The 25017-nt window shown below is 50.0% G+C and carries 22 protein-coding genes; 4 read left to right on the forward strand and 18 right to left on the reverse strand.

Going from position 1 to position 25017, the window contains the following annotated elements; translation table 11 throughout:
- Positions 1-57: 57 nt before the first annotated feature.
- From HMPREF9412_RS20865 to HMPREF9412_RS20875, 3 genes are read right to left on the reverse strand one after another with little or no spacing between them, the layout of a single operon-like run.
- On the reverse strand, positions 58-882 hold the full coding sequence (locus tag HMPREF9412_RS20865; protein WP_009593713.1) for a DUF6597 domain-containing transcriptional factor: 825 nt from the start codon (positions 880-882) through the stop codon (positions 58-60).
- Positions 883-941: 59 nt separating this feature from the next.
- On the reverse strand, positions 942-1385 hold the full coding sequence (locus HMPREF9412_RS20870; protein ID WP_009593771.1) for a hypothetical protein: 444 nt from the start codon (positions 1383-1385) through the stop codon (positions 942-944).
- Positions 1386-2606 (reverse strand): aminotransferase class I/II-fold pyridoxal phosphate-dependent enzyme, encoded by a 1221-nt coding sequence (locus HMPREF9412_RS20875; RefSeq protein WP_175320791.1) that lies wholly within the window; start codon positions 2604-2606, stop codon positions 1386-1388.
- 151 nt (positions 2607-2757) lie between these two features.
- Between HMPREF9412_RS20875 and HMPREF9412_RS20880 the strand changes: the two genes are divergently transcribed.
- Positions 2758-3963 (forward strand): MFS transporter, encoded by a 1206-nt coding sequence (locus tag HMPREF9412_RS20880; RefSeq protein WP_009593707.1) that lies wholly within the window; start codon positions 2758-2760, stop codon positions 3961-3963.
- A gap of 695 nt (positions 3964-4658) precedes the next feature.
- On the opposite strand, the gene HMPREF9412_RS20885 is transcribed toward HMPREF9412_RS20880, so the two are convergent.
- The 11 genes from HMPREF9412_RS20885 to HMPREF9412_RS20935 form a co-directional block, all read right to left on the reverse strand.
- Positions 4659-4988 carry a four-helix bundle copper-binding protein gene (locus tag HMPREF9412_RS20885; RefSeq protein ID WP_009593717.1) on the reverse strand — a complete coding sequence of 110 codons (330 nt, stop codon included), beginning with the start codon at positions 4986-4988 and terminating at the stop codon, positions 4659-4661.
- Positions 4989-5248: 260 nt separating this feature from the next.
- Positions 5249-5902: a type A chloramphenicol O-acetyltransferase gene (gene catA / locus HMPREF9412_RS20890; RefSeq protein WP_009593752.1), complete on the reverse strand. Its 654-nt coding sequence runs from the start codon at positions 5900-5902 to the stop codon at positions 5249-5251.
- A gap of 355 nt (positions 5903-6257) precedes the next feature.
- Positions 6258-8501 carry a stalk domain-containing protein gene (locus tag HMPREF9412_RS20895; protein ID WP_009593741.1) on the reverse strand — a complete coding sequence of 748 codons (2244 nt, stop codon included), beginning with the start codon at positions 8499-8501 and terminating at the stop codon, positions 6258-6260.
- 288 nt (positions 8502-8789) lie between these two features.
- Complete coding sequence (locus HMPREF9412_RS20900; protein WP_009593753.1) at positions 8790-9416, reverse strand: histidine phosphatase family protein; 627 nt, start codon at positions 9414-9416, stop codon at positions 8790-8792.
- A gap of 30 nt (positions 9417-9446) precedes the next feature.
- Complete coding sequence (locus HMPREF9412_RS20905; protein WP_009593716.1) at positions 9447-9821, reverse strand: VOC family protein; 375 nt, start codon at positions 9819-9821, stop codon at positions 9447-9449.
- Between the two features lie 141 nt (positions 9822-9962).
- Positions 9963-10403 (reverse strand): hypothetical protein, encoded by a 441-nt coding sequence (locus HMPREF9412_RS20910; RefSeq protein ID WP_009593773.1) that lies wholly within the window; start codon positions 10401-10403, stop codon positions 9963-9965.
- A gap of 51 nt (positions 10404-10454) precedes the next feature.
- Entirely contained in the window at positions 10455-10967 is a 513-nt protein-coding gene (locus HMPREF9412_RS20915; RefSeq protein ID WP_009593731.1) for a GNAT family N-acetyltransferase, read from the reverse strand.
- Positions 10968-11157: 190 nt separating this feature from the next.
- Positions 11158-11889 carry a class I SAM-dependent methyltransferase gene (locus tag HMPREF9412_RS20920; protein WP_036672956.1) on the reverse strand — a complete coding sequence of 244 codons (732 nt, stop codon included), beginning with the start codon at positions 11887-11889 and terminating at the stop codon, positions 11158-11160.
- 161 nt (positions 11890-12050) lie between these two features.
- Positions 12051-12326, reverse strand: coding sequence for a CD3324 family protein (locus HMPREF9412_RS20925; protein ID WP_009593754.1), 276 nt, complete (start codon positions 12324-12326; stop codon positions 12051-12053).
- Positions 12327-12673: 347 nt separating this feature from the next.
- Positions 12674-13420, reverse strand: coding sequence for a type I methionyl aminopeptidase (gene map, locus HMPREF9412_RS20930; protein WP_009593749.1), 747 nt, complete (start codon positions 13418-13420; stop codon positions 12674-12676).
- Positions 13421-13446: 26 nt separating this feature from the next.
- Complete coding sequence (locus HMPREF9412_RS20935; protein WP_009593768.1) at positions 13447-14229, reverse strand: TetR/AcrR family transcriptional regulator; 783 nt, start codon at positions 14227-14229, stop codon at positions 13447-13449.
- Positions 14230-14680: 451 nt separating this feature from the next.
- Between HMPREF9412_RS20935 and HMPREF9412_RS20940 the strand changes: the two genes are divergently transcribed.
- Together HMPREF9412_RS20940 and HMPREF9412_RS20945 are read left to right on the forward strand one after the other, a co-directional pair.
- Complete coding sequence (locus HMPREF9412_RS20940) at positions 14681-15961, forward strand: hypothetical protein (protein ID WP_009593758.1); 1281 nt, start codon at positions 14681-14683, stop codon at positions 15959-15961.
- A gap of 248 nt (positions 15962-16209) precedes the next feature.
- Positions 16210-16623: a hypothetical protein gene (locus tag HMPREF9412_RS20945; RefSeq protein ID WP_009593739.1), complete on the forward strand. Its 414-nt coding sequence runs from the start codon at positions 16210-16212 to the stop codon at positions 16621-16623.
- A 42-nt stretch (positions 16624-16665) separates the two neighbouring features.
- Here the strand turns inward: HMPREF9412_RS20945 and HMPREF9412_RS20950 are convergent, their stop codons facing one another.
- The gene (locus HMPREF9412_RS20950; RefSeq protein ID WP_009593702.1) at positions 16666-17769 is read right to left on the reverse strand and encodes a threonine aldolase family protein; all 1104 of its coding nucleotides are present in this window, start codon (positions 17767-17769) and stop codon (positions 16666-16668) included.
- A 251-nt stretch (positions 17770-18020) separates the two neighbouring features.
- Between HMPREF9412_RS20950 and HMPREF9412_RS20955 the strand changes: the two genes are divergently transcribed.
- On the forward strand, positions 18021-18944 hold the full coding sequence (locus HMPREF9412_RS20955; RefSeq protein ID WP_009593761.1) for a cation diffusion facilitator family transporter: 924 nt from the start codon (positions 18021-18023) through the stop codon (positions 18942-18944).
- A gap of 415 nt (positions 18945-19359) precedes the next feature.
- On the opposite strand, the gene HMPREF9412_RS20960 is transcribed toward HMPREF9412_RS20955, so the two are convergent.
- The 3 genes from HMPREF9412_RS20960 to HMPREF9412_RS20970 all read right to left on the reverse strand — a co-directional run bounded on the left by HMPREF9412_RS20960 (position 19360) and on the right by HMPREF9412_RS20970 (position 24937).
- Complete coding sequence (locus HMPREF9412_RS20960; RefSeq protein WP_009593725.1) at positions 19360-21147, reverse strand: ABC transporter substrate-binding protein; 1788 nt, start codon at positions 21145-21147, stop codon at positions 19360-19362.
- A 180-nt stretch (positions 21148-21327) separates the two neighbouring features.
- Positions 21328-22614 (reverse strand): histidine--tRNA ligase, encoded by a 1287-nt coding sequence (locus HMPREF9412_RS20965; RefSeq protein WP_009593770.1) that lies wholly within the window; start codon positions 22612-22614, stop codon positions 21328-21330.
- Between the two features lie 253 nt (positions 22615-22867).
- Positions 22868-24937 (reverse strand): catalase, encoded by a 2070-nt coding sequence (locus tag HMPREF9412_RS20970; RefSeq protein WP_009593742.1) that lies wholly within the window; start codon positions 24935-24937, stop codon positions 22868-22870.
- Between the last annotated feature and the right edge of the window lie 80 nt (positions 24938-25017).

Raw genomic sequence — 25017 nt, forward strand, 5'->3', positions numbered from 1 at the left:
CCCGAAAGAAAGATTGTAAAAAACGGACAAACCTTGCCGCCGCCATGCATACCAAATTTATGGTTGAAACGCCTGTTTCGGCGACATGCCGTATAATCGCTTGAAGCTGTTGATAAAATGAGGCTGATCATAAAATCCGTATTGGGCAGCGATATCAGGAAACCGGTGAGGTTTGGAACGGCGCATCTCCTGCAGCAAATTCTGAAATCGAATGATGTCCGACATTTCCTTCGGCTTCATGCCCAATTCCTTCTGAAACGTTCTTCTTATGTTTCTCTCGCTGTAATTCAGTTTTTCGGCCAAGGCATGAACCGTTATTCTCCCCTTGGAGGCGTATACATGCTGCATGCCTTGCTCCACCAGCGGCTCGGAACAAACGTTGCTCCGACTTAACACGTTGAATAAAAACGTCTCAATCAGCTCGATGCGTCGGGCGGAGTCAAGAGCTGTAACCATTTCCTCGTTCAATTGATTCACCTGTGCCCCCCACGCTTCTTCCAGGAGAACGGGCCCCTCCCTAAATTCGGAAGCGGGAAATTGGATGAACGGGCGAACGGTTTCCGCAAAAAAGCGAATACCGAACAGAGACTGCTCCTGCGTGAGTATCGCCGCTTCATAACGGGACATCAGACCCGTAACGAAGCCGGAGGCCGAGGCGGTCCGTGCCTTCAAATTAAATATGATATCCACGCAACCGTCAGGAAGGATGCGATGGAGCGGAGCTTGAATGGACGTGACTCGGTATTCCAAGCTCCAATAACAGGCTACATATGGCATCAATGGCTGGCACGGCTTATATTCCGTATAGGCATAATCTGAAGCAGGAGATTGAATCTCTATGGCCGGTGCTTGTACAGGCATAAAATTCCGCAATGCGCTCACCCTTAATTATGCTTGAATTAGCAAACAACTTGAACGGAAAAATGTAGTCTTAGCGTCTATCAATCATGCTGTCCTGCTTGAATCTGCAGGTTCATAATTTGACCGTCTCGCGACGTAATGTAAACCTTCCAATCCCCCGTTACTCCACGCCCGTGATGCATGGCGAATGTCCGGGTTCCCTCCGTGCCGGCTTTGACATCCGCGTATCCGAATTCCTCCGTTCCCCGGTAGACCTTCAGCATCACGTGGCCAGTGCTGTTCTTGTTATGAACCTTAACGGTTAATTTGCTGCCCTGCTCCGGCATGGTGGTAAACGTGTTTTCATAGGCATTGACGCTTTGGTACTTATCCAAGTCTATATATTGCACCGTAAACGGAGTGTTGTTGTCAGCACCCTCAACTTCCTCTATGTACGATGCATGATGATGAACGAGTTCGCCTGCACTCTGAGGGAACAGCGCCAACGCCAGAAACATGGCGAAGCCGACTCCAAGCCATTTCATTTACGGCGAAACACCTCCAATAAATTTCCCTATGCGCACCGCCGCCTCGCGCAGTGCTTCCTCTTCCTGGACCAGCGCGATTCGCACGTAGCCTTCACCTTCAGAGCCAAAAGCATCTCCTGGAATAACCGCTACGCCTGTATTCAACAGCAATTCGCGGGCGAACCGCCGCGAACTCCATGCTTCCTCGCGAAAAGCTTCAGGCAGCCGAGCCCATAGAAACATCGTGGCCTGCGGTTTAGGGACGTCCCATCCCGCTTCGGCCAGGGAAGCTGCGAGGACATCACGGCGCTGTTCATACAGCGAAGCAACACCTCGTTCTTCGTGGGAAGCAGCCATGGCTTGACGCAAGGCATGGACCGCCGCCGTCTGAACCGGCTTGAACACGCCGAAATCGATGTTGCTTTTATATTCCCTTAGCGCGCCGACAGCTTCCTCATGACCGGCAAGAAAACCGATGCGACAGCCTGCCATATTAAAGCTTTTGGAGAAGGAATGAAACTCCACCGCAATGTCGATGGCGCCTGGAGCCTGCAGTACGCTTATCGGACGATAACCGTCAAAGCCCATTTCGGAATAGGCCAGGTCATGGACGATGAGCACGTCCCATTTTTTCGCCAAACCGACCAGCTTTTCAAAAAAAGCAAGATCGGCCTGAACCGCAATCGGATTCCCCGGAAAATTCAGCAGGATGAAGGTCGCTTTCACCCAAATCTCCTCCGGTATGCTGTCCAGATCGGGCACGAACCCCCGCTCTTCTTTCAGTGGCAAATACCAAGGCGTTACCCCTGCGATCGCAAGGGCTCCGGCATAAATCGGATATCCCGGATTCGGCACAATAGCCAAATCCCCCGGATTGCATATGGCTTGGGCCAGATGCGATAATCCGTCCTGAGAGCCCATTAAGGCCAGTATTTCCGTATCGGGATCGACGTTCACGCCGAAGCGGTGCTTCATCCACGCTGCCGACTGCTCTCGGAATTCCATGGTTCCTCTGGTGCCCGGATATGTATAGTTATCTTCTTTTAGCGCTTCTTGGCTCAGGATCTCGCGTATATCGTCAGAAGGACCACGGTCAGGACTGCCGATACTCAAATCGATGATATGTCTTCCCGCCTGGGCAGCTTCTTGTTTCCATTCGCTGACCTCGGCAAATATCGAAGAACCGATCTGTGATAATTTGTCTGCACGCCATGATCGCTTTGAAGTTTGATTCGTCATGGTATCCACCCACTCCACTTTATTTTTTCCTTCATTATAGCATGATGCCGGCTAAGCTTCTCTTGGAATTCCGATCTAGGGCTTGACTTGAAAAGCCTTTCATAACGTAAGATCGAACCATACAAAAGAGAAACCAGGAGAAGAGACAACCATGACCAGATTGAGAGAAACCATTTTTATTATCGCATTTACGTTTGCAGCCTTTGTGCTGGGTACCACCGAATACGTCATTGTTGGATTATTGAAGGACATTAGCGCAACTCTCAGCATTTCGCTTGCGGCTGCAGGTGTCCTCGTATCCTGCTTTGCTATCGCTTACGCGCTCGGAACGCCTTTTGCAGTGACGCTGCTCGGACGCATTCCGCGGCATGTTACCATCCTGTCAGCGTACATTGCGGTGTTGGTGTTTAATTACTTGACCATCTTCGCCACCACGTATCCTGTCATGCTGTTCATTCGCATCATCACCGCCATTCTGTGCGGATTGACTTTGTCGCTGGCCATTGCCGCAACCAGCGAGCATATGAGCGCTTCCCGCAGGGCTGGCGCGGTTGCCTGGATCATTGGAGGTTTTTCCATAGCGAATGTCCTGGGCGTTCCCGTCGGAACGCAGATCGGCCAATTGGCTGGATGGCAAACCGCTTTTATCGTTACCTCACTTGTGGGGATCATCCCGCTTGCGTTAATGTTAGTCGTTATGCCCAAGAGCAATACGATTAGCGTAAGCTCCATGAAGCAGCAATTTGCCTTATTCAAAAACCAACGGATTCGTCTTGCATTCTTCATTCCGGTCTTCGGCGTAGGCTCCGTATTTATCGTATACACGTACATCACGCCGCTGTTAGAGAACGTGCTGGGGATACCTCAGCAATGGATCAGCACCGTCCTGCTGGCTTACGGCGCTTTCACGATTCTAAGCAACTGGCTTGGCGCCAAGGTAGCGCAAGGCAATTCCCGTGTAAAATTGAAAGTGATTTTCACCATCCAAGCGATGATTATGACGGCTCTGGCTCTCACCCTATCCCTCCCGTGGATGGCGTTGGCATCCTTGATGCTGGTCGCCTGCTTCTCCTTTGCGCTCAGTACCGCCGTTCAGTTATACCTGATTGACCTGGCAGATGAATCTTCGCCCGGCTCCAAGGACTTCGCTTCCACGCTCATGCCGGTTGCATCCAACATGGGAATTGCGCTCGGCTCCCTTCTGGGCAGCCTGGTTGTGGACAGCATTGGCCTGGCCTACCTGCCGTGGGCCGCAGTTGCATTCGCTATCGGAGCTTTTGTCATAACTTCCCGCTGCCATCAACTCGACCAAGATCAATCGGAGTTAATGCTCCTGACATCGGTTAAAGCTTCATAGAACGCACTCATTTGCAGGTACGAGAGATATTTTTGGACGGCGGAAAAAAGCCATACTCGCTATAACAGATAACTTATCACTAAAGCGGCACAGTAAACTCGTATTCATTCGATGGTCAAGTAATCCAAGGCTCGTTTGAAATTCAAAAAGCTTACCCGTTAAGTAACGGCGTAAGCTTTTTGTTATGCTGTTATTCAGTTTGGCAGGAATCGGCATGAGTCCAATATCATGCCGATTCCAGCAAATAGCGAATCCGCTGTCCTCACAATCTCCTTATTCGGCGATCACCAATATAACAGCCTAGATTAACGTCGTATTACCGACTCACTCATTAGGATACTACCGCCATAGATCCAGTTTTGTTTAACGCCATGGATTTAGGCTTTTAGAGGACACTGGTTCCGCTATTCCTTTGTTTTTACCTATCTCGCGGCATTATGCGGACATGAGATCCGCTATTGCAGTATTTAGCGGGGATTCATCCGTGATTATGGTGCAATAACGGATCCTCTGTCCGCTTGATCGCCATTATAGGCCCATTTCTGCGAAATAGCGGATCTTCTGTCCTCATGAGCTCCATTTGGGGCAATTTTCAGCATGAGCGGAGCCCACTCAGTCTACATGCACCCCTCAACTAGCCCATTCCAGCTATAGCGAGCCTCCGCATCGTCCATCTGCTCGATCGATACCCCTGCTTAAGCCGCCATCTCCCGGCATGCCTTTGCACATCTGAAGCAGGCTTCCGCACATTCCTGACAGTGCTTAGCGTCATGCTTCTTGCACTCGTTACCGCAAGCTTCACAAACATCGGCACAGATCCTGCATATTTCTCTGGCATACATGCTGTTCGTGGACATGGCCTGAGCCGCAAAATTACAAATATCCGCGCACTGTCGATCCAATCGTATGCATTCCTTCATCATCGCAACGTCCTGCTCCTCCAAACATGCGGTGTAACAATGGTTACAAGCTACCATACAGCGCAAGCATTCCTCGATGCATTTTTGAAATGATTCGTGTGGCATACAACATTCTCCTTTCGGTGTTAGCGATTATAGGATTACCTTGTACCAAGGTTGTATGTTAATAACCAAAACTTGTGAAGATTCTATGAGGATTTTTCGGAGCGTATGAGCAGCTGCGTTTAAAGGTGTAATTAGATTAGATTAGATTAGATTAGATTAAAAAAGACGACTGCACAGCAGCCGTCTCTCCTTTTTCATGATGCCATGAATGCACCATTTCCCGTTATATACTTGGAGTTGGGCATTCATCGAACATCGTATTATTTTAGCCAGTCCTCACAGGAATCCGCCATTTTTTGCAAAGCTTGAAAGAACATGCTGGCATGGTAACCATCACACACCGCATGGTGCACCTGCAATGAAACCGGAAGCAGCATGCGCCCTCCCTGCTCGGCGTATTTGCCGCCCGTGATGATCGGCAGCAAATATTCTTTATTAGTGGCAATATTCAGGTTGAACCCGCTAAACCTTGCCCAGGGGATCATGGATATGGGAAACGTATTGGGTGGTGGATTCTCCTTAACGAAGATCCCTTTGACATCCCGATAACGTTCCATGTCCTGCTCATATAGATCATGGAATCGATCAAAATCGTTCGCAAATTCAGTCCATAAGCTCGAGAAGGTATGATCATCCTTGTGAAAAAAGGTATAACTCGGCGTCATGGAATCCCAGTACCCCAGCTGCCCCTCTGGGCTATACGAGGTTTTGAATTCTACGCGTTCATTGACAACCCGGGTCACCATGTAAATAAAAGCCGGGTAAAGCTTATACCCCCGAATCTTCAGCGCTTGAAGCAACAGCGTGATATCCGTGTCTACAGTCATGCTGTAGGTGCATTGATTTACGTTTGTGTAATGCTCGAAATACGGCAATCTGTTCCACCGCTCAATATCAATGGTATGGAAATTCATTTTTTGCCCTCCTAAAATAAAATCGTTCTATTTCAGGAGGGTACGTCCACCGCTTTAATCACAAGCCATCACTCCAAAGTTTTTATATCAGTCTGCAAACTCCTCGATTACATTTATAATCCCGTACGACTTTCACGCTATCACAGAAAAAGGCCGTGTTGAACGCTCATATTGTGTTGTGTCCCTATTATAAATCATCACGCTCTTAAAAAATAGAGAATGACAATCCATGCTCCCGCCAGCTTACGTACTTTTGAACTCAACTCAACGCATCTCGTCGACGGGATACGCTCAAAAGAAAAGGCTTTACTCCTCAAGCAGTTGCTCAAGCAGCAAAGCCTATATCCTTACTATCTTAATGAATCACTTCCGGCAATTGGGTAAACAGCAGGTTTACCGGCAAATTGCTTCCCGGCGCGGCCGTCAGCATGATTTCAACCTTTTGCTCATAATCGCCCGTACGGTAGAGAACCGCTTGCTCTCCAGGGGATACCTGGCCTAGGGAATAAATCGGTACGATCGTTCCATTCATCATGGCATAACCCGAGTACTTGCCGCCCCGCGGGTTAAACGAGATCAGGGTATTCGGCGCTACGCGATCCAGCGTGATTTTATACAGGACGCCGAAGTTGCCGGTATTGTGCGTAATATCTCCAACCATAGGATCCATGCCTTGCAGGTTAGGATCATCCTGGTTGTCTCCAAGAACGAGACGCTGGGATTCTGCCCCCACCAGCTCGGAATAACGAATGATCCGCGTTGAATCCGGATAGGTTCCGCGGTTATGAACGCCATCGCGATCCAGGATCGGCAGCGTGCTCAGCACCTTCAATGGATCGGATTTTTCGTCAATCATTACGACGTCGAACTGGATCGGCAGGTCGCTATACATATCCGAGTACAGGGAAATGACATGCCCCTGCTTCATTCGAATCTCGCTCAGCTCCGTCATGACCAGCTTCTGTTCGCCAGGTGCAAGCGTTACGGAAGTTCGCTTCGAATTGTCCTGCATGGATTGGAAATAGTTCAGCACGGACTTTTTGCCTGCTGCCGTCGCGATCGGCGATGGACCTGCAAATCCCAAGTAATCTTGTCTGAGCGTTACCGGGGTACTGTTCTTGTTAGTTGCAATCACGTACATCTTCACGTTTTTGTTCAGATTGTTCACGTGGTGAATCATGAAGCGCATGTCGCCTACCGCTGTCTCTTGATACACGATGCCCTCGCTGTTTACGGTTTCTGGGCTGTTACTGCGGATCAGCGTGCTTGGCTCGTCGTAAAAATCATAATTGATCTTCGGACGCGAAGTGACGTTACCGAGGAACGAGAATTTCTCTCCTTCCGGAATGAAGAGCATATTGAAATCGTCTTGCTCATACAACGTCTCGTTCGTTACATTGATGGTCGTCTCGTAGGAGGAGCTAAGTCCCTTCTTATCGGTGACGGTCAACTTGATGGTATACACGCCAGGCGAGAAGAAGGCATACTCTTTGTTCTCCCACTTGTACGTCAGGTCCTCGTTCTTGTCCTGGTCGTCGTAGCTTTGATCCGTATAGGTGATCAGCTCGCCCATTTTATATTCCATCTTGTCGGTCTCGAACATGGCTACAGGCGGAAGGTTCGGCTGAACGACCGTAATCGTTTGGCTGAATGGTTCACTCCAAGCTCCCGTCGAATCCTGAACCGAGTAAGTGACTATGTATTGACCTGGCGCATCAAATATATCTTGCTTGCCTTCCCAACGTTCGTCGATGATTTCACCTTGTACATTCTCAACCTGAGGTGTATAGGTAACTGTAGTCTGCCCTGCAAAGATCTCTTTAGGTCCTACCGTAAACTTGGCAACCGGCTTGCTTTCCAGACTCATGATAACGCGCTTGCCAACATTGTCCACTTTATATTGAATGTCCAGCGCTTGCGTGATGGCTGTCAGCGGAACCATGAAGGTGCTCTTGGTTTGGTAAGAGGTGCCTTTCATAGTTTTGGTTACGCCGTTGACGGTATACTTGCTGCTGTCCGTTTTGAAGCGGAGCTCATTGCTTCCTTTAGTGATAATCGTTTCTTTGGTCTTCTTATCGTAAGTGACCTTGAAGCCTACACGATCCACAAGGGCACGAATGGGAACATAGGATACTCCCTTCTTGACTTGCATCGGCTGCGGTGCATTGTAGGTAACGCCGTCCTGGACCATCTTCGTGCTATTAAAATAAAGAATAAGTTCCTTGCCCGTCACGGATGGCGTGTTATTCTGGTTGTCCTGCCCTTCCGTAGTCGTTGCCGGCTCTTGGACTTCACCGGTTTCCTCCACCGGCACTTCGGTCGTTCCTGTTTCGGTTGTACCTGTTTCAGTGGTTCCTGCTTCATCCGGCGCTTGAGTTCCTTCTGTCTCTGTCGTATCGGATGTCTCTTGAGCAGCGCCTGCAGCGTTTGTACCCCCGGATTTTAGTGATTTCGTTGCCGCTGAATTTTGCTCATACACTTCTTGGGTGACTGACGGTTGCGTTTGGTCTGCGGCATTGGCATCCGCGCTCGCCGGATAAGCTGCGGCCAATTGGGCAACAGCCAATACGGTTAGCAATGATCGTTTCTTCAGTTTCATTCCATAACTCCTTCTAATCCTTTTTGATATTTTAATGAGGTCATACTATTAGACGTAAATTTTGGTAAAAAAGTTTCTCTGAACTGTGAAGAATATTTAAGATGATGTAGAACTTTGTTAAAAACCTATAAAAAATCCCGAAACAGCATCAAAGCTGTAACGGGACTAACAGGTCACACGGCAGAATTCATATAGATGCTCCTAGATTTCATAAATCCATTAACCTTCCCAAGCTTCCGATTATCAACATTTTGGATAATACAATATAGACATTGTAATCAACCAAGCTCACTGTTCGACGTTCAGATGCTCCTGCAAATTCGTAGCCGCAATAACCTTTCTCCCGCTTGCCGGGTCATATTTCCACTGATGAAGACCCGTATCTCCTGTCAGGATATGAATGTCGGTATGATAAGGAAGATTCAAGAAGCTCCGAAATAACATCGAGATCATCCCGCCGTGAGAAACAATGCAGACGCTTTTCAAATCAGGTTCGTTATCGAGGGTAGTAAACAGCTTGGACATGAATTGCTCGGCCCTTGCTCTGAGCTGCACTTCAGATTCCCCACCTTTAATGGCATCATGCCGTTTCCTTCCGCCCAGGGGCAGAGGGTATTTTATCAAAGCCTCTTCCCTCAACATACCCGCGATAACTCCATTATTTTGCTCCATCAAATCAGGATCATAGGTAACGGGTACTTTTGTCGTTTCGGCGATCATGATAGCGGTCTGCTTGGCCCGCTGAAGCGTGCTGGAAAAAATCACATCCAACGCATATGCATGATGAATCCAATCCGCCAGCAGTCGTGCTTGCTGTTGACCGAGGTTTGTTAAAGCATAATCCGCCCATCCTTCACACCGATTCAGAATATCCGCTTCCGACTGTCCATGTCTGACGACCATAATTTCAACCATATGCAGTCCCTCACTTACATCCTTCAGTGATTATTGTTTGTTGCCAACGGCGATCCAGCGCCCGTCCACATCCTCAAACACAAGCTCATGATTGTTATAATCCGTCATGGTTAACGGTCTGACAATCTTCACGTTCAATTCCATGAGCTCCTGCTCGATCTCTTGTAGTCCATATGCAACAAAATAGGCATCGTACCCGTAACCGTAACGGATTCGATTCGGCACGACCTCCACATCTGTCATCGTTAATACGATTTCAATGGAATCCCTGTATAGGCACACATGCGGTTCGTCTGCATCAAGATAGTTCACGGCACGGAACCCGATTTCCTCATAAAATTGACTTGTCCTCTTGATATCAGATGCCGGAAAGATTTGCAAGCAATGGGAAAACCCTGTACTCATGGTTCTATCTCCTTATCTCCTGTTCTAGCCCTCTTCGTATCGAATCAACTGCTTATCCTTCATTTCCCGTATTCCCGGATCATGAGATCAAGTCGCTCCATGATCCTCTCGTCATTATCCAGCTGATGCTTCTTACCAAGCTCATGTGACCGGATCTTCTCCCGGATCTCCAGAAAATGACGCAATGCCAAACAGATGGAGAACCGCTAAGTAGAATGGGTAAAGCGCCAATCCCGCTAAAGCAATGAGTCCTGTTACAGGGCTGGGTTTGTCGGCCAGATTCGTGATCGGGAACCATGCAGCCGTAATGTAAATCAGCATCATGAAATAGGGAATCCATAAAATTAGTGCAAAAAAACTTGCTTTGCGACCGTTCAACCAATATCGGACCAGCCTCGGAACCCCCCAACCCGACAGAATGAATCCAGCAGCGCAACAGACTAAGGTCAGCGCATTCACGTGATCCAGGTCCCACCCTGTCAATCTGCCAATCCGGTACACGTTGACCATGAGTTCAATCCCGGCAAAAGGGAACAGCGCATACAAAGCACCCGCTATATTTAATCGAATGATGAAGTTCATATCCACTCCCCTGGCACGCATTCAACTGTAGCCGCTATACGGCAGGCCCCTTTATGAAATCAGCTCTTTAATCAAATATAAATTCAGATCATCGTCCGCGCATACCATGTCGCCCGGCACCACAGGTTCGTTGTTGTACATGATCCCGTTGCCGTCCGGAATATAACCGCGCCGTACATAGATTCTTTGAGCCGCACCGTAGTCCCTGTATAATCCCACCCCGATGCCGATACGCGGCAGTTTCTTGCTCACGATGATCTCGAATTCTTCTAGGATGCGATTGGCGATCCCGTTTCTCCGATACTCGGGAAACACGTTCAGATCATTGATTTCCGGAATGTTCTGATCACGAAAAAGCGGATAAGCCGACTCATATTTCAAATGCGATACGCCGGCCAGCTCACCCTGTACAAAAGCCAACAACGTGATGCGTATGCCGATTTGGTTTTCAAATTCACAACGATCATAATACTCATCCGAGCGTTGTATCTTTTGCTGTTCAAATGTTTCTTTCCAAATACGTTTAAGGTCTGCGTTATCCAAAACTTTCAATGTAATGTCCATAAGGTTACCTCGCTGTTATGTATTGGTATGGTGACTACCGTTAACCTCTATTTTAATGCTTTTCCTTAACTTGGTAAATCATTCCGAAGCAATTGATGCATGAAATCAAAACGGCCAAGACGAATGTCCCGGCCGCTGCCCGATTTTTACCTCAAATAACCCTGTTGCTAAGCAAAAAACTCGGTCTCTGCTACTTTCTAGCCGACATCAGCATAAACATCGGACGGTGACCTTCTTCCTCCCATTCGGGATGTGCCGCCAATTGTGCCTCAGAAGGACCCCAGTCCTCAACATGAGTTATGGTAAAGCCAAGCCCGATCAACATATTGAGATAGGTGCCCATCGTCCGGTGCTGCTTAATTACGCCTTCGGCAAGCCAATTCGTTGTACGCGGTCCTTCTTGCTGGTAATGATCAACCGGCCAAGTTTGATGCCCGCTAGGATGCTGAATCCATTCGGGACGGCTTGAAGCCGTGTATATCGGATGCTCGACGGAGCATACCAGGCTTCCGCCGGGCTTAAGTGAACGGTGCACTTCCTTTAAGAGGCCCTGCAAGTTTTCAATATAATGAAAAGCGAGCGAGCTATACACCAGATCATACTTTTCAGAATCTAGCTCCAACGTCTCCAGATCCGCTTTGATATAGCTAATGTTAGGGTCCTGCGTTTCGGCCTTTCCCCGTGCCAGCATATTCTCGGACACGTCAACCCCGATCACTTTCTCGGCGCCGCCTTGCTCCCTCGCCCATCGGCTGAACCAGCCGAACCCGCAGCCTAAATCAAGAACGCTGGCACCGGTCAGATCCGGCAGCATCGACCGCAGCGTTTCCCACTCCGGAGCGCCGTCCAAGCCATGAACGGAACGACTTAATTGGCTGTAACCCTGAAAGAATCCTTCATCATCATAAATGTTTTGCGTCATCACCGTTATAGCACTTCCTTCGTCTAGAATATCTCTTCTAAACTTACTTCCTTCATGCGTAGTTCTCAAGTTTATGTTTGTTTCTGCCTTAAACAGGATCAAACACCCATAAAAAAGCGATACCTGAAGATCGCCACCGATCCTTCAAATATCGCTGCATTCTAACGTATTCTTCGTTCAGCTCGAATAATTCTTCGTATCGATTGCTCCGTTAAATAATAACGTTCAGACAAGGTACGAATGGAATCACCCTTCATATGACACTTGTAAATGTTCCGATTCCGCTCGTCCAGATCTCGCTTGGCTCCGGTTTGTTCTCCCCAGGCCTTGCGGTTCTCAGACTTTCTGGGGATATAAATATAACTTCCATCAATATACTGCTGAATGGTTTTGATTACGTGTTCCGGCAAAATATGTTGTGCTTTTTCGTATTTCATACTCCTTGCCCCTATCTACATGGAATCGTGTAAATAGTGAGCAAAGCCAGCACATGAAATATTAGAGCGGCTAATTCATGTTTGGAAGTAGGCTCCGAACAATTTCTCTGCCCGATATTTCCGTGCAGCTTTGCCCGGAGCCTGATTTAACCACTTGAACGGTCGTGCTCCTAACGTGAGTCGTCATCATTTTCACCTCGCCCGATTGGATGATACAAAGTTCATTCGCTTCCCTCTATTGTAACAAATTCGATTTCCCTTGTGTCAGGTTCGAATAACGATATGACGAGTTCTCCCGATCCCTCACCCACCCAGCAACCAAGTAGACAAACAGATGTAAAAAAAACTTACTGGGCCGTTAAAATCAGCGGTCCGTCCGGCGTGATAGCGATCGTATGCTCATATTGCGCCGACAGCTTGCCATCGGCCGTTCTCGCCGTCCACTGATCGTCGTCGATCGTGATGCGGAACGTACCTTCGTTGATCATCGGTTCAATCGTAAACACCATGCCTTCCTTTAACCGAATGCCTTTGCCGGCTATGCCGACATGCTCGTAGTTCGGCTCCTCGTGCAGACTCCGTCCGATCCCGTGCGCCAGCAGATCGCGTACGACCGAGAACCCGTTCGCTTCCGCATGCTGTTGAATCGCCGACGTTATATCGCCGAGCCGGCCCCCGGGGAGTGCCCGGGCAATCCCCAGATCCAGGCATTCCTTCGCCACCTTCATGATCTTTTGCGCCTCCGGCCGGATATTGCCCACCGGATAGCACCAGCACGAATCGCCGAACCATCCGCCGTATTCCACGACGATGTCGAGCTTCAGCAGGTCGCCATCCATCAGCGCCCGGTTCGAAGGAATGCCGTGGGCCACCACATCGTTGACCGAAGTGCAGGTTTCGGCGGGGAAACCGTTGTACCCTTTCGTAAACTGCTTGCCGCCAAGCTTGGTGATGTGTCTGGCAACAAAGTCATTGATTTCCCACGTGGTAATCCCAGGCTCGATCAGTTTGGCCACCTCGCGGTAGCAGTCCGCAACGATTTGGCTCGCCGGCTTCATCTCTTCGATTTCCCTGGGTGATTTTAAAATAATCATCTATGTTCATTCGCTCCTTATCAGCTCTATAGTTTTAAGAAACGCGCGATATCCCTGGCCTCCTCGTGCAGCTTTCCGCGGCGAAGCGAAAGCGAGGCGCAGCCGACCAAGGCAGCCAGCAGCATTTCCGCATGCTGCAGCCGATAGGGCAGCTCCGCCGCGTTTCCGCCGGTAGCGGCAGCCTCGTCCGCCGCACGCCCGCTTTCCAGCAGCGCGGCAAGCGGCGCGAGCACCTCCCGGCGAAAGGCGGCCGAGAGCGGGGCCGAGCGCGCTTCAGGCAGCGCGGCAAAGCCCTCACCGGCCAGCTTATGCAGCAGGAATAGGGCGTGGTCCTCCGCCCAAAGCTGCAGCAGCCGGACGCCGGCGGCGGCGACGGGGCCAAGCTCTGCGCCAGCGGCCGTTTCGAGGCTTGCTCTGCGGGAATCCGCGGCAGCCGAATTCCCGATGTCCGCCGCCGCAGCCAAGCCGAAAGGCCCGCCCGCCGGTGCCTCCCCAGAAACCGAGGCGCGCGAGACCTTCGGAGGGGCCTCCCGTTGGGCATTCGGCGAGACCTGCGAAGGGGCGTTCAGCGGGACCTCCAGCCATTCCCCGGCCCGCTCCAATGCGTCCCACAGCAGATCGTGGAGCAAATCACCCTTATTGCTGTAATAATGGTATACCGTTCCATAGCCGAGTTCCGCCTGCGCAGCCACATCGCGGATTTCCAGTAAAGGCCCTTTATTCAAAAACACATCGGCAGCGGCTTTACGGATTTGCGCCAGACGCCGCAGCCGGATCTCTTCGTTTTGTTCCTTCGTGCGTGGAGTCATCTCGTCCGTTCACCTCTTTTATTTTTGACCTACTCTTATGTCAATATAAAACATCGGCTTGCGAATAACAAGGGTTTAGCCGGAGGATTTGCGGCTCAGCCTAGCCGTCGGTGCTTGACCAAAGGGTTAGTCTCGAACGTGCGACCTGTTTGGAACATTGCTGAGCTATCGGTTCTCATGGCGCTTAATCAGCACCAATACTCAAATAGTGTCACTTACAACCATTCGACTTTAACCCGCTTTTAGGCACCCGCATACACTCTTCCGGTCAAGCACCGATTGAACGTTACAGGCCATAAATTCTGTTAATCCCCAGGCTTGGGCCAAAGCACGTTTTATTTCAGAATCTTAATACTAGGACCTTTCTCCTCATTTAAACGTTCATTCCGGCCGACGGACTCCGAGCATGGTATACTCTTCCCAACAATTCCGTGATTAAGGAGCCTGTACCGTGTTAAAAGAACGCATTGACTACTTGTGCAAGAAAAAAGGAATATCCCGCAAAGAGCTGGTTGAAGGATATGTGACCACCGCCCACTTTGCGAACATCCTTGCCGAACGATATCCATTGCCCGAAGATCTTGCCGGGCATCTGGCGCAGCGCCTTCAAGTGTCTCCTTCCTACTTGGTAGAGGCCGGAAACACCGATCAAGATACGCTGGAGACCGCAGATCGCATTTTTGAAGAGCTTTCCCAAGCGGCTTCGCTTCTATCAGAAGAGCGTATCCACGATCTTCCGGATCGCCATGACTGTTTAACGGTGGAGCTCACCGTAGCTTTGATGAAAGCCGTCTATTACCAACAAGTGAATGATGCGGTATCCCATGATTACCTGCACCAGAACTACCTGAATTTTTACCTCGAGAAGTATGGGCGTCCCGATGATGCCGAGCTCCCGCTGCCTGCGAAGAAAGCGATGCTTTTCTACAAAATCCAATTCTACCGGTCCAAGAACCGTTATCATGAGGCTTTAAGCCACGCGAACCGGTTAAGCGAATATGTGCGGGAAGGGACCGATTTATGGCTGACAACGCAAAACTTCAAGATGGAGGCCAGCATTTTTTTGAAGTTATACGACCAGGCCAAGCAGGTGTTTGAAGGAACGATGCGACGCGTTTATGAAGAACGGCTATTTCACCGCTTGACCGATCTGTACATCGCTTACAGCGGTTATTGTTACTCGATGGGATTGTATCAGGAAGCGCTGGTCACCCTCTCGATGGCGGAAGCCAATCTGGTGTATGCGGTAAACCAGGGGAATATGTTATCAACCATTATGAACAACCGGATCATCATGCTGACGATGCAGGGAGAGCATGGAAAAGCGGAGGAAGAAATCCGGCGCTTTGCGGAACTTCTCGAACGGGAATCGGCGGAGGTACGGGAGCAATTCCGTCCGATCCTATTGATTTACCGCTGCGAGTCGGCTGTTGCCCAAAAGCAATGGGGGCTGTTAACCCAGTACATACAAGAGCTCAAATCGTTGGAGCTGACAACGGATCAAGAGATGTCCGCATTTTTTTATCAATGCCAGCTCGCCTTGGCTCATGGACACCATGAAGAATTTCTGGAATATGCCCTGAAATGCCTGCCGTATTACGAATCCGCTCAGCTCACCATGCGACTAGAATCCTTATATGAAGCATTGGCGGCCGTATCGGAGGAATCAAGGAAATACAAGGAGTCTACCGTTTATTATAAAAAGCTGGTCTACCTGCTTCGAAACAAATAATTCATGCGTTAGAAGGTCGAAACGACCACCTTCATTCGCAAAACTTTCGTCATGACTTACATTTCATTTTCTTTGCAACCGAATCAACCTGAATGAACCCTGTGAATACCGCAAAAGTTTCACCGAAACGATCAGGTTCATTCCATCATATTGCCCGAAGTTTTGTTTCCTTGCCAAACCATTGTCGCCACAGCTCCCCGAGGCTAACATTGAATTATAAATAATTCTTCTAAGCGAGGTGCTCGATTATGGGATGGTTTGGCAAAAAGAAAAGTCCGCAGGATGCGCTGGAGAAAGCAGATCAAATGATGAACAAAGGTTTGACGGGTATGATGATGAAGGGTTTCGTGCCGAAAGAACATCGACGCGCCATCAATCAAAGTCTGGAGCAAGCGAAACAGGCACAGATGGCAGCGACCGGCGCCCTTTCGTTAACGGCGACCGCCCACGTACGATCCGTACGGGATACCGGAAAGCTGATCAATTTCGATCCGGTCGTCATCCTTGAACTGGATGTCACCGAGAACGGAGGAAACCAATATACCAAAACGCTGGAAACGCTCGTATCGAAACTGCAAATTCCGAGAACCGGTGATACCATCGGCCTCGCTCAGCATCCGGCCAATCCATCGGAACTGGTCTATATGGGGCTGATAAGCTGAATGCGAAACGTAAAAAGGACCTGAATCAGGTCCTTTTTGTTGTCATATGCCTGCAGCTTCCTGCAATTTTTCGTTCAACATTCGGAAGGCTTCGTGAATGCTCTCTTTAGGCGTCTTGCCGTACCTCTCCCCGATGTTGACCTCCGAATAACACTGATCTTCCCCTGCCTCGTTCAGATAAGCGACCAATCCGACGCCCGTCGCGCGGTACACATCAATCAGGATCGGTTCCAGCTGTTCCTTATCCATTTCAAAGTACACATGGAACATATTCGATACGGGCACGGCAGGCTTCGTCTTCACGCCTCGGCACTGGCCGAACATCGCTGCGAGCGCTTTGGCTTCTTCGTAATACCGGCCCATGCTGCCTATTCTTTCCGCATAATAATAATCCGAGCTGATAATATACGGGTAAAGACTGACCAGATCGCCGCCATGCCTTCTCTTCCACACTTTGGACTTTGCCGTGAAATCGGTCCCGCCGGCCAGAATGGCGCCGGCAATCCCGCCGATGCCTTTATAGAAAGATACATACACGCTGTCAAAAAGAGCACAGATTTCTGCAGCCGTTTTCTGATAATACGGTGTAATCTCGAACAATCTTGCCCCGTCCAGATGCAGCTTGATGCCTTGAGAACGGCAATAGGCCGAAATGGCCTCCAGTTCCGCGTAATCAGGCAGCTGCCCTCCGATTTCACGCTGCGGCAATTCCAGAAGCAGACATGCAATGTCACGATCCAAACGCTGCACGTCCTCAAGCGTAATCAAACGCTCCTGATCGCCAAGCAGAATCGGCTCGATATGATGCAGCTCTTTAAGCCCGTCCTCCTCGTGAATCTCCAAATGGCAAAGCGGGTGATACGCCACTCGCTTCAGATCCGCTTCATCGCACCAGATCCGCAAAGCAATCTGCTGCGCCATCGTTCCGCTGGGAAAGAATACCGCCGATTCCTTACCCAGAACCTCTGCCATTCGCGTCTGAAACTCTTCGATGATGGCGCCCTTGCCGTATGTATCTCCCATCTGCGACCCATCCGCGCTGCGAAATGCCTCGAGCAGCATTTCAACATTCCTGCGGCTATGGCCAATCAATGGGTATACTGTTTCGCCGTAAGCCTCGCCAAGCGATTTTCGTTGATCTCCCATTTCGCAATAACTCCCCTTGTTCCATCGATTTTGAGCCTAAACTCTTTACATTGAATGAACCACCCATTAAGCATACTAGATAAATGAGCAAGTGAAAAATAATTTTGATGACCTAACTTTTCGGAAAAACTTGACAACAGGGGAGGTCTGAAATAACATTGTATATGAGCATATGTTCATATTAAAATTCAATCAGCTTTTTGAATCATTCGTTCAACATTCTTATGGTTATCTGAAGGGAGTTTTCGATTATGCACCATCACAACCACCAGCACGGTCATGACCACAGTCACCATGATCACGACCGTTCAGGGAATAAGAAAGGTCTTGCCATCGCCCTGATCATCACGCTCGGCATTATGATTCTAGAATTTGTGGGAGGCTTGCTTACCAACAGTCTGGCCCTGTTATCCGATTCCGGCCATATGCTAAGCGATGCCAGCGCTTTGCTGCTTAGTCTGGTCGCTTTATGGTTTGCCGCAAAGCCCTCATCGCCGAACAAGACCTACGGCTTTTACCGTTTCGAAATACTGGCAGCACTATTAAATGGCGTCGCCCTGTTTGTCATCGCCGGCTTTATCGTCTGGGAGGCGATTCAACGCTTTGATGACCCGCCGGCCGTTGCCAGCGGCAGCATGATGCTCATTGCATCCATCGGCTTGTTGGCTAATCTTCTGAGTGCCTGGTTCTTGATGCGGATGGGCGATGTGAAGAACAACGTGAACCTGCGAAGCGCCTACCTTCATGTCATCGGCGATGCGCTTGGCTCCGTAGGTGCTATTGTCGCCGGGATTCTCATGATTGCATTTGGATGGTATATTGCAGATCCTATGATTTCCATTCTGGTTTCGATCTTGATCCTGAAAAGCGCCTGGAGAATTATACAGAATACCGTTCATATCCTGATGGAGGGTGCACCTGCAGCGATTAACCCTGATGAGGTAACGAAATCCCTGCTGTCCATTCCAGGAGTCACGGGCATCCATGATCTCCATATTTGGACGATTACGTCCAATTTCGACTCCTTGAGCTGCCATCTTGTCGTAAAGGATGACGTGACTGGTTATGAGATCCTCCAACAAGCGATTGATCTTCTGGAAAGTCGATTCCACATAGAGCATTCAACCATCCAGATTGAGAACAGCGCCATCACTCATAAAGAAAATAAAGTGTGATCTGGTTCCTACGGCAGTCTTTCCGTTCATGAAAAGGGGAAATTCAACTGCCGAGGTTTACACTTTTTACAAGCTTGGTTGACCTCCATAATGAGACTATCAAGACATTCTACGTAAGTTACCACGAAATCCTGAATGTCTGATAGGGAGGTTGCCGTGAATAACGATATATATACGCTGGAGAAGCTAAATGAATATCGGCAAGCACATTGGGACGAACTGGATCGTCAAGGAAGATTCATTATTCATGATGAGATCGGTGTTGGTGAATCGGAGTTAAATGCGAGGAATCGTCGACTTATCGATAAGCTTTACGGGTTCTTTCGAAAGCGGAGATCACGAAAAACCCATTCAAAATCCTTATAAGCCAAAAGAGCAAGCGCCGTTGTACGCGCTTGCTCTTTTTTTACGGGAATCACGCCCGCCAGATCTGCTTAAAATCCAGCCATCCTAGATTATTAATGACAACTCCCTTGTATGAAGGATGCAAACTTGCGAAGAATTTCGTATGAATCAGGAATGATACATGCGCTTCCTCCCGCAGCCTCTCCTCGATGTTCGATAAGATGCTCAACCGCTCCTCGCACCGTTCGCTGGCAAGCGCGTCATCGATGCATTCTTTTACCCAATCCTGCAGGGACGGATTCAGGAACTCTTTGACAATGCTGCCCTCCTGCTCGTAATTCTCGATGATGCATACTTCTTCGCCCGGAAGAACTAAGCCGTGCAAAATGCAGTCCATACTGTTCACCACGTCGGGGTGCAGCATGGTATCCATACGTATCTCCCGGATCATCAATGAAATCCCAACGGAAGCACACTGATTCTGGATCCATTCGGCATCCTTGATATGATTGGCCAGCGTTGCCATGATGACGGGGGAACCGTCGTAACCCGACTGTCTCAGCAGCGACTTGGCGAACTCGGGATCATAACGGTCTTTGCGGTAAGGCGCTTGTTCATCCATAATGAACCCTCTGGCCGGATAAAGACGATTGTCGCCCAGCTTCCGGATCATCTCCGAACGGTTCAGGATCAGATTGAATGCGCGGCGAAATTCGACGGATTGAAACGGCCCCTGTTTTTTCATATTCCATGTAATCAACGTCGTGCAGCCTTCGGAGGATTCTATGATATCCACAGCATGATTGTCGCCGCCATGACCGAATTGCTCCGAATCCTGCAGCAGCCGCTCCCAACTGACGTTGCAGTGCTCGGCATCTTCCGGCATCATAATGATTTGGATGCTGTCCAAATGCGGCCGCCCTTGATAATAGTGGGCATTCGCGTGAATGGTCAGCCTTTCCTCGGTCCATTCCTCCACCTGAAAAGGCCCCGTTCCGACAGGAAGCCTCCAGAACTGTTCTTCATCGTGAATCAGCAGATGTTTAGGCAGGATGGACATGCATATGGAACTGAGAAACCGGATAAAAATCCGATTCGGCTTATTCAGGATAAATCGGACCTCGCGGGGCGACACCGCCTCTACGCTGTGCAGTTCACGCACGATCCAAGCATTCCGTCGATCCTGACCTAAGCGCTCCACCGTGAATTTCACGTCCTCGGCCGTTAATTCCTTGCCGTCATGGAACAGAATCCCTTTACGAAGATGAAACGTCCAGCTCGTTCCATCCTCGCTGCTCTCCCAATGATGCGCAATCACAGGCATGTATTGATCCTTTGCTTTATCGTATACCACCAATCGATCGAATATTTGCTGGATCATATGAGCTTGAAAACTGTAATAGCACTCGGCGGGGTCCAAGGTTTCGATCAGCCGATAAACCGGCAGCCGCAGCGAATCCCTGGCTTCTTCCTCCCCTTCCTTCATCTCCTTGCAAAAGCCAAAATGCCCGTTCATCCACTCCACGTAGGAGTCGTTGGTCCGAATGCCTTGTCCGTAGGTACGAAGCAGCTCAAAGGCTTGCTTGTATTCCCCTTTTTCCGCGAGCTGCTGTGCCGCTTCCTGAAGCAGCTCTGCTTGATCCGCTTGAAAGGTCAGCTTGGACCGGTTTCCTCGCCCGCGTCCGGCTTTCCATAGAATCCAGCCCTTCTCTTCGAGCTTGCGCAAAACGAGCTTCGCGTTGCGCGTCGTGCAATAAAGCGTGTCGGCAATCTGCTCAAGCGTCACTTCCGTTGCGGTATGGACTGGAGCGTTAACAGCAAGCTTCCGGTGCAGCATGAAAAATTGTTCGTACAGCATTGCGATCCGCTCCCCCCTTGGTAAAATCCAATACGTTTATTCTACTTGGAGATCGTTTCGAGCGCGAGTACCTTTTCGGTAGAAATCCATTATATTCAAAAAAGAACGGCTCTATTCGCCCTAAACCGTTAGCCTTAAACCGCACATCCTTATTACATAACAGAAGCCCTTCGTTTCATATCAAGCCATCAAGTTCCGGCTTATGAACTCCTCCGCTTCCTTTAATTTTAATGTAAGCTCCATGCCGTCGGACATGTTCTTCAACCGAAGCACGCCAGCCGCCGCTTCATCTTCGCCGATCAGAATGGCATAAGGGATGCCTTCGGCCGAAACGGAGGCTAAGGTCTTTTTCAATTTGCGCCGCAAGGTAGCCAATCGGGTACGAATCCCGCGATTCCGAAGTGCCGCAGCAGCCATCAATCCTTCCGGGACAGCATCCCCTATCGGGATGACCACAACGTGTGGCCTGTTCGTTTCAACCACCCGGTCCCGAAGCATCTCGATGATGGATTCCATGCCGAACGAAAGCCCTACCGTCGGATATGCCAAATCTTCCCGTCCAACAAGCTGCCCGATGATCGCGTCATATCTGCCGCCTCCGCCCAGACTTGAACGAAAAGCATGGGACGCGTCGTAAATTTCGTAAACGGTTCCCGTGTAAAACGACAAGCCCCGGGAAAGAAACGGATCAAATACGCAGACGTCCTGCAAACCGACACGCTGCAGCAGGCTTTGCAGGATTTGAACTTCGCGCGCGCCCCGCCCCGGCTCCAGGTTGTATGTTCTGGTAATTTGCTCAAACGTCGGTTCCTTGAGATCTACGAAGCTCAGGATGCGGCGACTAATCTCCGGATCAATCACCTTATCCGCGAGCTCTTTCCGAACCCCTTCCCTCCCGATCTTGTCCAGCTTATCCAGTGTCAGCATGACGGACGAACTTAGGTTGGCCGGTACACCCATAGCTCCCAGGAGTTCACCCAGAAAGCCACGATTGTTCCACCTGAGGACGATCGGAATTTCAAGTCTTCGGAACACCTCGGCTGCGAGCTGCATCAGCTCCACTTCTGCTTCCGGACCCGCAACCCCCACCACATCGACGTCGCACTGCAGAAACTCCCGCAATCTGCCCCTTTTGACCGGGCCGTCCCGAAATACCTTCCCCATTTCATATCGCTTGAATGGCTGACTGATGCCAGGGTTCAGCGCGATCACCTTGGCGAACGGTATCGTCAGGTCGTAGCGCAGCCCCAGCTGTCGGGCTCCCTGATCCGTCAGCTGATACATCTCCTTGATTATTTCTTCTCCTCCAGCGTACTTGGAAGACAGCAGTTCCAATTCATTCAGGATGGTTGACTCCATCTCCGCGTAATCGTAACATTCAAACACTTCGCGAAGCGTCGATTGCACCTTTCTCCTTGCAGCCTGTTCCTGTCCAAAATAATCATACGTCCCTTTTACGTTCTGCATCGCTGCTCATCCTTTCGTCCCGAAAAAATAAAAAACGCGCCGGACCTCATGGTCCCGCGCGCTTGGTATGCGGCAGGGAGGCCAACGCGAACAGCGTTAGCCCGCCCTGTAGAAATACAGGCGTGCTAACGCTGCTTGTGATGATGAAGTTGATTCGATTTGATGCTGTTCATGTCATAATCCCCTTCACTTTAAGCCACTGATTAAGGGGAATTATAGCGCAGCTGATCTATATATTCAAGGGCAATTCCTCTTAGATGGTTCGGGACCAATGGCGATGGGCCGCAATCGCATCAATGAAGGCTTGTCCGAACAGCTTCGAATCCTCATTCTCTTGAGCGACCACGATCCCTTCACCGCTCGCCGCCGGAAGCAGATTCATGCCTTCGGCGATGGCCGCGATCGGTTTGAAATGTTGATAAGCTTCCTTGATGAAGTCCAGCACCTTCTGCTCCGTCAGGAGCTCTGACACGCTTAGCGCCCCGCCCGCGACAAGCACCGCGTCGAATAACACCGAATCCGCCCCCAGGAGCGAATGTTTCACTTCCAGTTCTCCGCTGGATTTGCCTGTAATGACGCCAAGCTTCGGGCTAACCACTTCGGTGATGATGCCGGCTTGCTGAAGCTGCGCAAGCACGAACGGAAGCTCGTCCGTAAATCCATTGCCTGCAAGCACAGCCACCTTTCGCGTTAACGGGAGCTTCACGGTGTTCATCATGCTGAGAGCCGGAGAGGAGTCTTTGGAAGCGGAGCCGCTGGTTTGGGGAGGAATGGTTCCTAACCCTTCCGAAATTCTTGTCGCGAGTTCGCTGTCCACATTTGCAAACAGGTCGACGATCTGCTGGCGGATTTCCTTCCGCTGCACTTTGCCAAGCTCGAACTGGAATGCGGATACGATATGCTGCTTCTCCACCTCGGACATGCTGTTCCAGAACAAAGCCGCCTGGCTGAAGTGATCCTTGAAGCTGTCGCTTCGCGCTTGAACTTTGCGACCCTCCACCTTCTCGGTATAATGCTCGTAGCCGCCTCTCTCGGCTGGAACGGGCTTGGGCGTGTTGCCCGCAATGCCGTTCTTATGATAGCTGACCGGCCCCTTATTGATGGTCATGCGGTGCATTCCGTCCCGTTGGTTGTTATGAACCGGCGCAATCGGACGATTAATCGGAATTTCATGGAAATTCGGCCCGCCCAGACGGGACAGCTGCGTATCGGTATAGGAGAACAGACGTCCCTGCAGCAGCGGATCATTGGTAAAATCGATGCCGGGCACGACATGGCCCGGATGGAATGCAATCTGTTCCGTCTCCGCAAAGAAATTATCCGTATTGCGATTAAGCGTCATTTTTCCGATGATTCTGACCGGAATGATCTCTTCCGGCCATATCTTCGTCGGATCGAGGATATCAAAATCAAAATTGAATTCCTCATCCTCCCCGATCATTTGAACGCCAAATTCGAATTCCGGATAGTTCCCCGTGTCGATGGCATCCCATAGATCGCGGCGGTTAAAGTCGGGATCCTTTCCTGCCAGCTTCTGCGTTTCGTCCCACACGAGAGAATGAGTGCCCAGCACGGGCTTCCAGTGGAATTTCACAAAATGCGCCTTTCCTTCCTCGTTCACAAAACGGAAGGTATGCACGCCGAAGCCCTCCATCATTCGGAAGCTTCGCGGAAGCGAACGGTCGGACATCGCCCACATCACCATGTGCGCGCTTTCCGTGTTGTTAGCTACAAAATCCCAGAACGTATCGTGAGCGGACTGCGCCTGCGGTATCTCGTTATGAGGCTCAGGCTTTACCGCGTGAACGAAATCGGGAAACTTCATCGCATCCTGTACGAAGAATACAGGCATGTTGTTGCCAACGAGATCATAGTTGCCCTCTTCCGTATAAAATTTAGTTGCGAAACCCCGCACGTCCCGCACGGTGTCGGCTGAGCCCCTGGAGCCTGCCACCGTCGAGAACCGGACAAATACAGGCGTCACGACGGAAGGATCCTGCAGGAATTTGGCTTTGGTATAATCTTTCATCGATTCATATAACTGAAAATAACCATGGGCTCCAAAACCGCGGGCATGCACAATGCGCTCAGGAATTCGCTCATGGTCGAAATGCGTCATTTTCTCTCTGAAATGGAAGTCCTCCATTAACGTCGGACCGCGTTCGCCAGCCTTAAGCGAATGCTCATCCTCAGAGACCGTAAGTCCCTGGTTCGTGGTCAAGCTCTTACCGTCATTGTCTACCGTAAATTGTTCCAGCTGTTGGTCCTTGCTCGTCTTGTTGTTGCTGTTGTTGACATTCGAATTGGAATTTGAATTGTCCATGATCGGAACCTCCTGGTATGTAGTAGATGAGTCTCTGACGAGTGTTTCCCTTGGTAACAGATCCGCTTGCGAACCCGTCA

It is taken from the genome of Paenibacillus sp. HGF5, assembly GCF_000204455.1.
Lineage (GTDB): Bacteria > Bacillota > Bacilli > Paenibacillales > Paenibacillaceae > Paenibacillus_AQ > Paenibacillus_AQ lautus_A.

Bases quoted from the DNA above. Each gene is read 5' to 3' on its own strand.
- HMPREF9412_RS20870 (WP_009593771.1), bottom strand. From the start codon at position 1,385: ATGAAATGGCTTGGAGTCGGCTTCGCCATGTTTCTGGCGTTGGCGCTG.
- HMPREF9412_RS20875 (WP_175320791.1), bottom strand. From the start codon at position 2,606: ATGACGAATCAAACTTCAAAGCGATCATGGCGTGCAGACAAATTATCA.
- HMPREF9412_RS20880 (WP_009593707.1), top strand. From the start codon at position 2,758: ATGACCAGATTGAGAGAAACCATTTTTATTATCGCATTTACGTTTGCA.
- HMPREF9412_RS20885 (WP_009593717.1), bottom strand. From the start codon at position 4,988: ATGCCACACGAATCATTTCAAAAATGCATCGAGGAATGCTTGCGCTGT.
- catA (WP_009593752.1), bottom strand. From the start codon at position 5,902: ATGAATTTCCATACCATTGATATTGAGCGGTGGAACAGATTGCCGTAT.
- HMPREF9412_RS20895 (WP_009593741.1), bottom strand. From the start codon at position 8,501: ATGAAACTGAAGAAACGATCATTGCTAACCGTATTGGCTGTTGCCCAA.
- HMPREF9412_RS20900 (WP_009593753.1), bottom strand. From the start codon at position 9,416: ATGGTTGAAATTATGGTCGTCAGACATGGACAGTCGGAAGCGGATATT.
- HMPREF9412_RS20905 (WP_009593716.1), bottom strand. From the start codon at position 9,821: ATGAGTACAGGGTTTTCCCATTGCTTGCAAATCTTTCCGGCATCTGAT.
- HMPREF9412_RS20910 (WP_009593773.1), bottom strand. From the start codon at position 10,403: ATGAACTTCATCATTCGATTAAATATAGCGGGTGCTTTGTATGCGCTG.
- HMPREF9412_RS20915 (WP_009593731.1), bottom strand. From the start codon at position 10,967: ATGGACATTACATTGAAAGTTTTGGATAACGCAGACCTTAAACGTATT.
- HMPREF9412_RS20920 (WP_036672956.1), bottom strand. From the start codon at position 11,889: ATGACGCAAAACATTTATGATGATGAAGGATTCTTTCAGGGTTACAGC.
- HMPREF9412_RS20925 (WP_009593754.1), bottom strand. From the start codon at position 12,326: ATGAAATACGAAAAAGCACAACATATTTTGCCGGAACACGTAATCAAA.
- map (WP_009593749.1), bottom strand. From the start codon at position 13,420: ATGATTATTTTAAAATCACCCAGGGAAATCGAAGAGATGAAGCCGGCG.
- HMPREF9412_RS20935 (WP_009593768.1), bottom strand. From the start codon at position 14,229: ATGACTCCACGCACGAAGGAACAAAACGAAGAGATCCGGCTGCGGCGT.
- HMPREF9412_RS20945 (WP_009593739.1), top strand. From the start codon at position 16,210: ATGGGATGGTTTGGCAAAAAGAAAAGTCCGCAGGATGCGCTGGAGAAA.
- HMPREF9412_RS20950 (WP_009593702.1), bottom strand. From the start codon at position 17,769: ATGGGAGATCAACGAAAATCGCTTGGCGAGGCTTACGGCGAAACAGTA.
- HMPREF9412_RS20955 (WP_009593761.1), top strand. From the start codon at position 18,021: ATGCACCATCACAACCACCAGCACGGTCATGACCACAGTCACCATGAT.
- HMPREF9412_RS20960 (WP_009593725.1), bottom strand. From the start codon at position 21,147: ATGCTGTACGAACAATTTTTCATGCTGCACCGGAAGCTTGCTGTTAAC.
- HMPREF9412_RS20965 (WP_009593770.1), bottom strand. From the start codon at position 22,614: ATGCAGAACGTAAAAGGGACGTATGATTATTTTGGACAGGAACAGGCT.
- HMPREF9412_RS20970 (WP_009593742.1), bottom strand. From the start codon at position 24,937: ATGGACAATTCAAATTCCAATTCGAATGTCAACAACAGCAACAACAAG.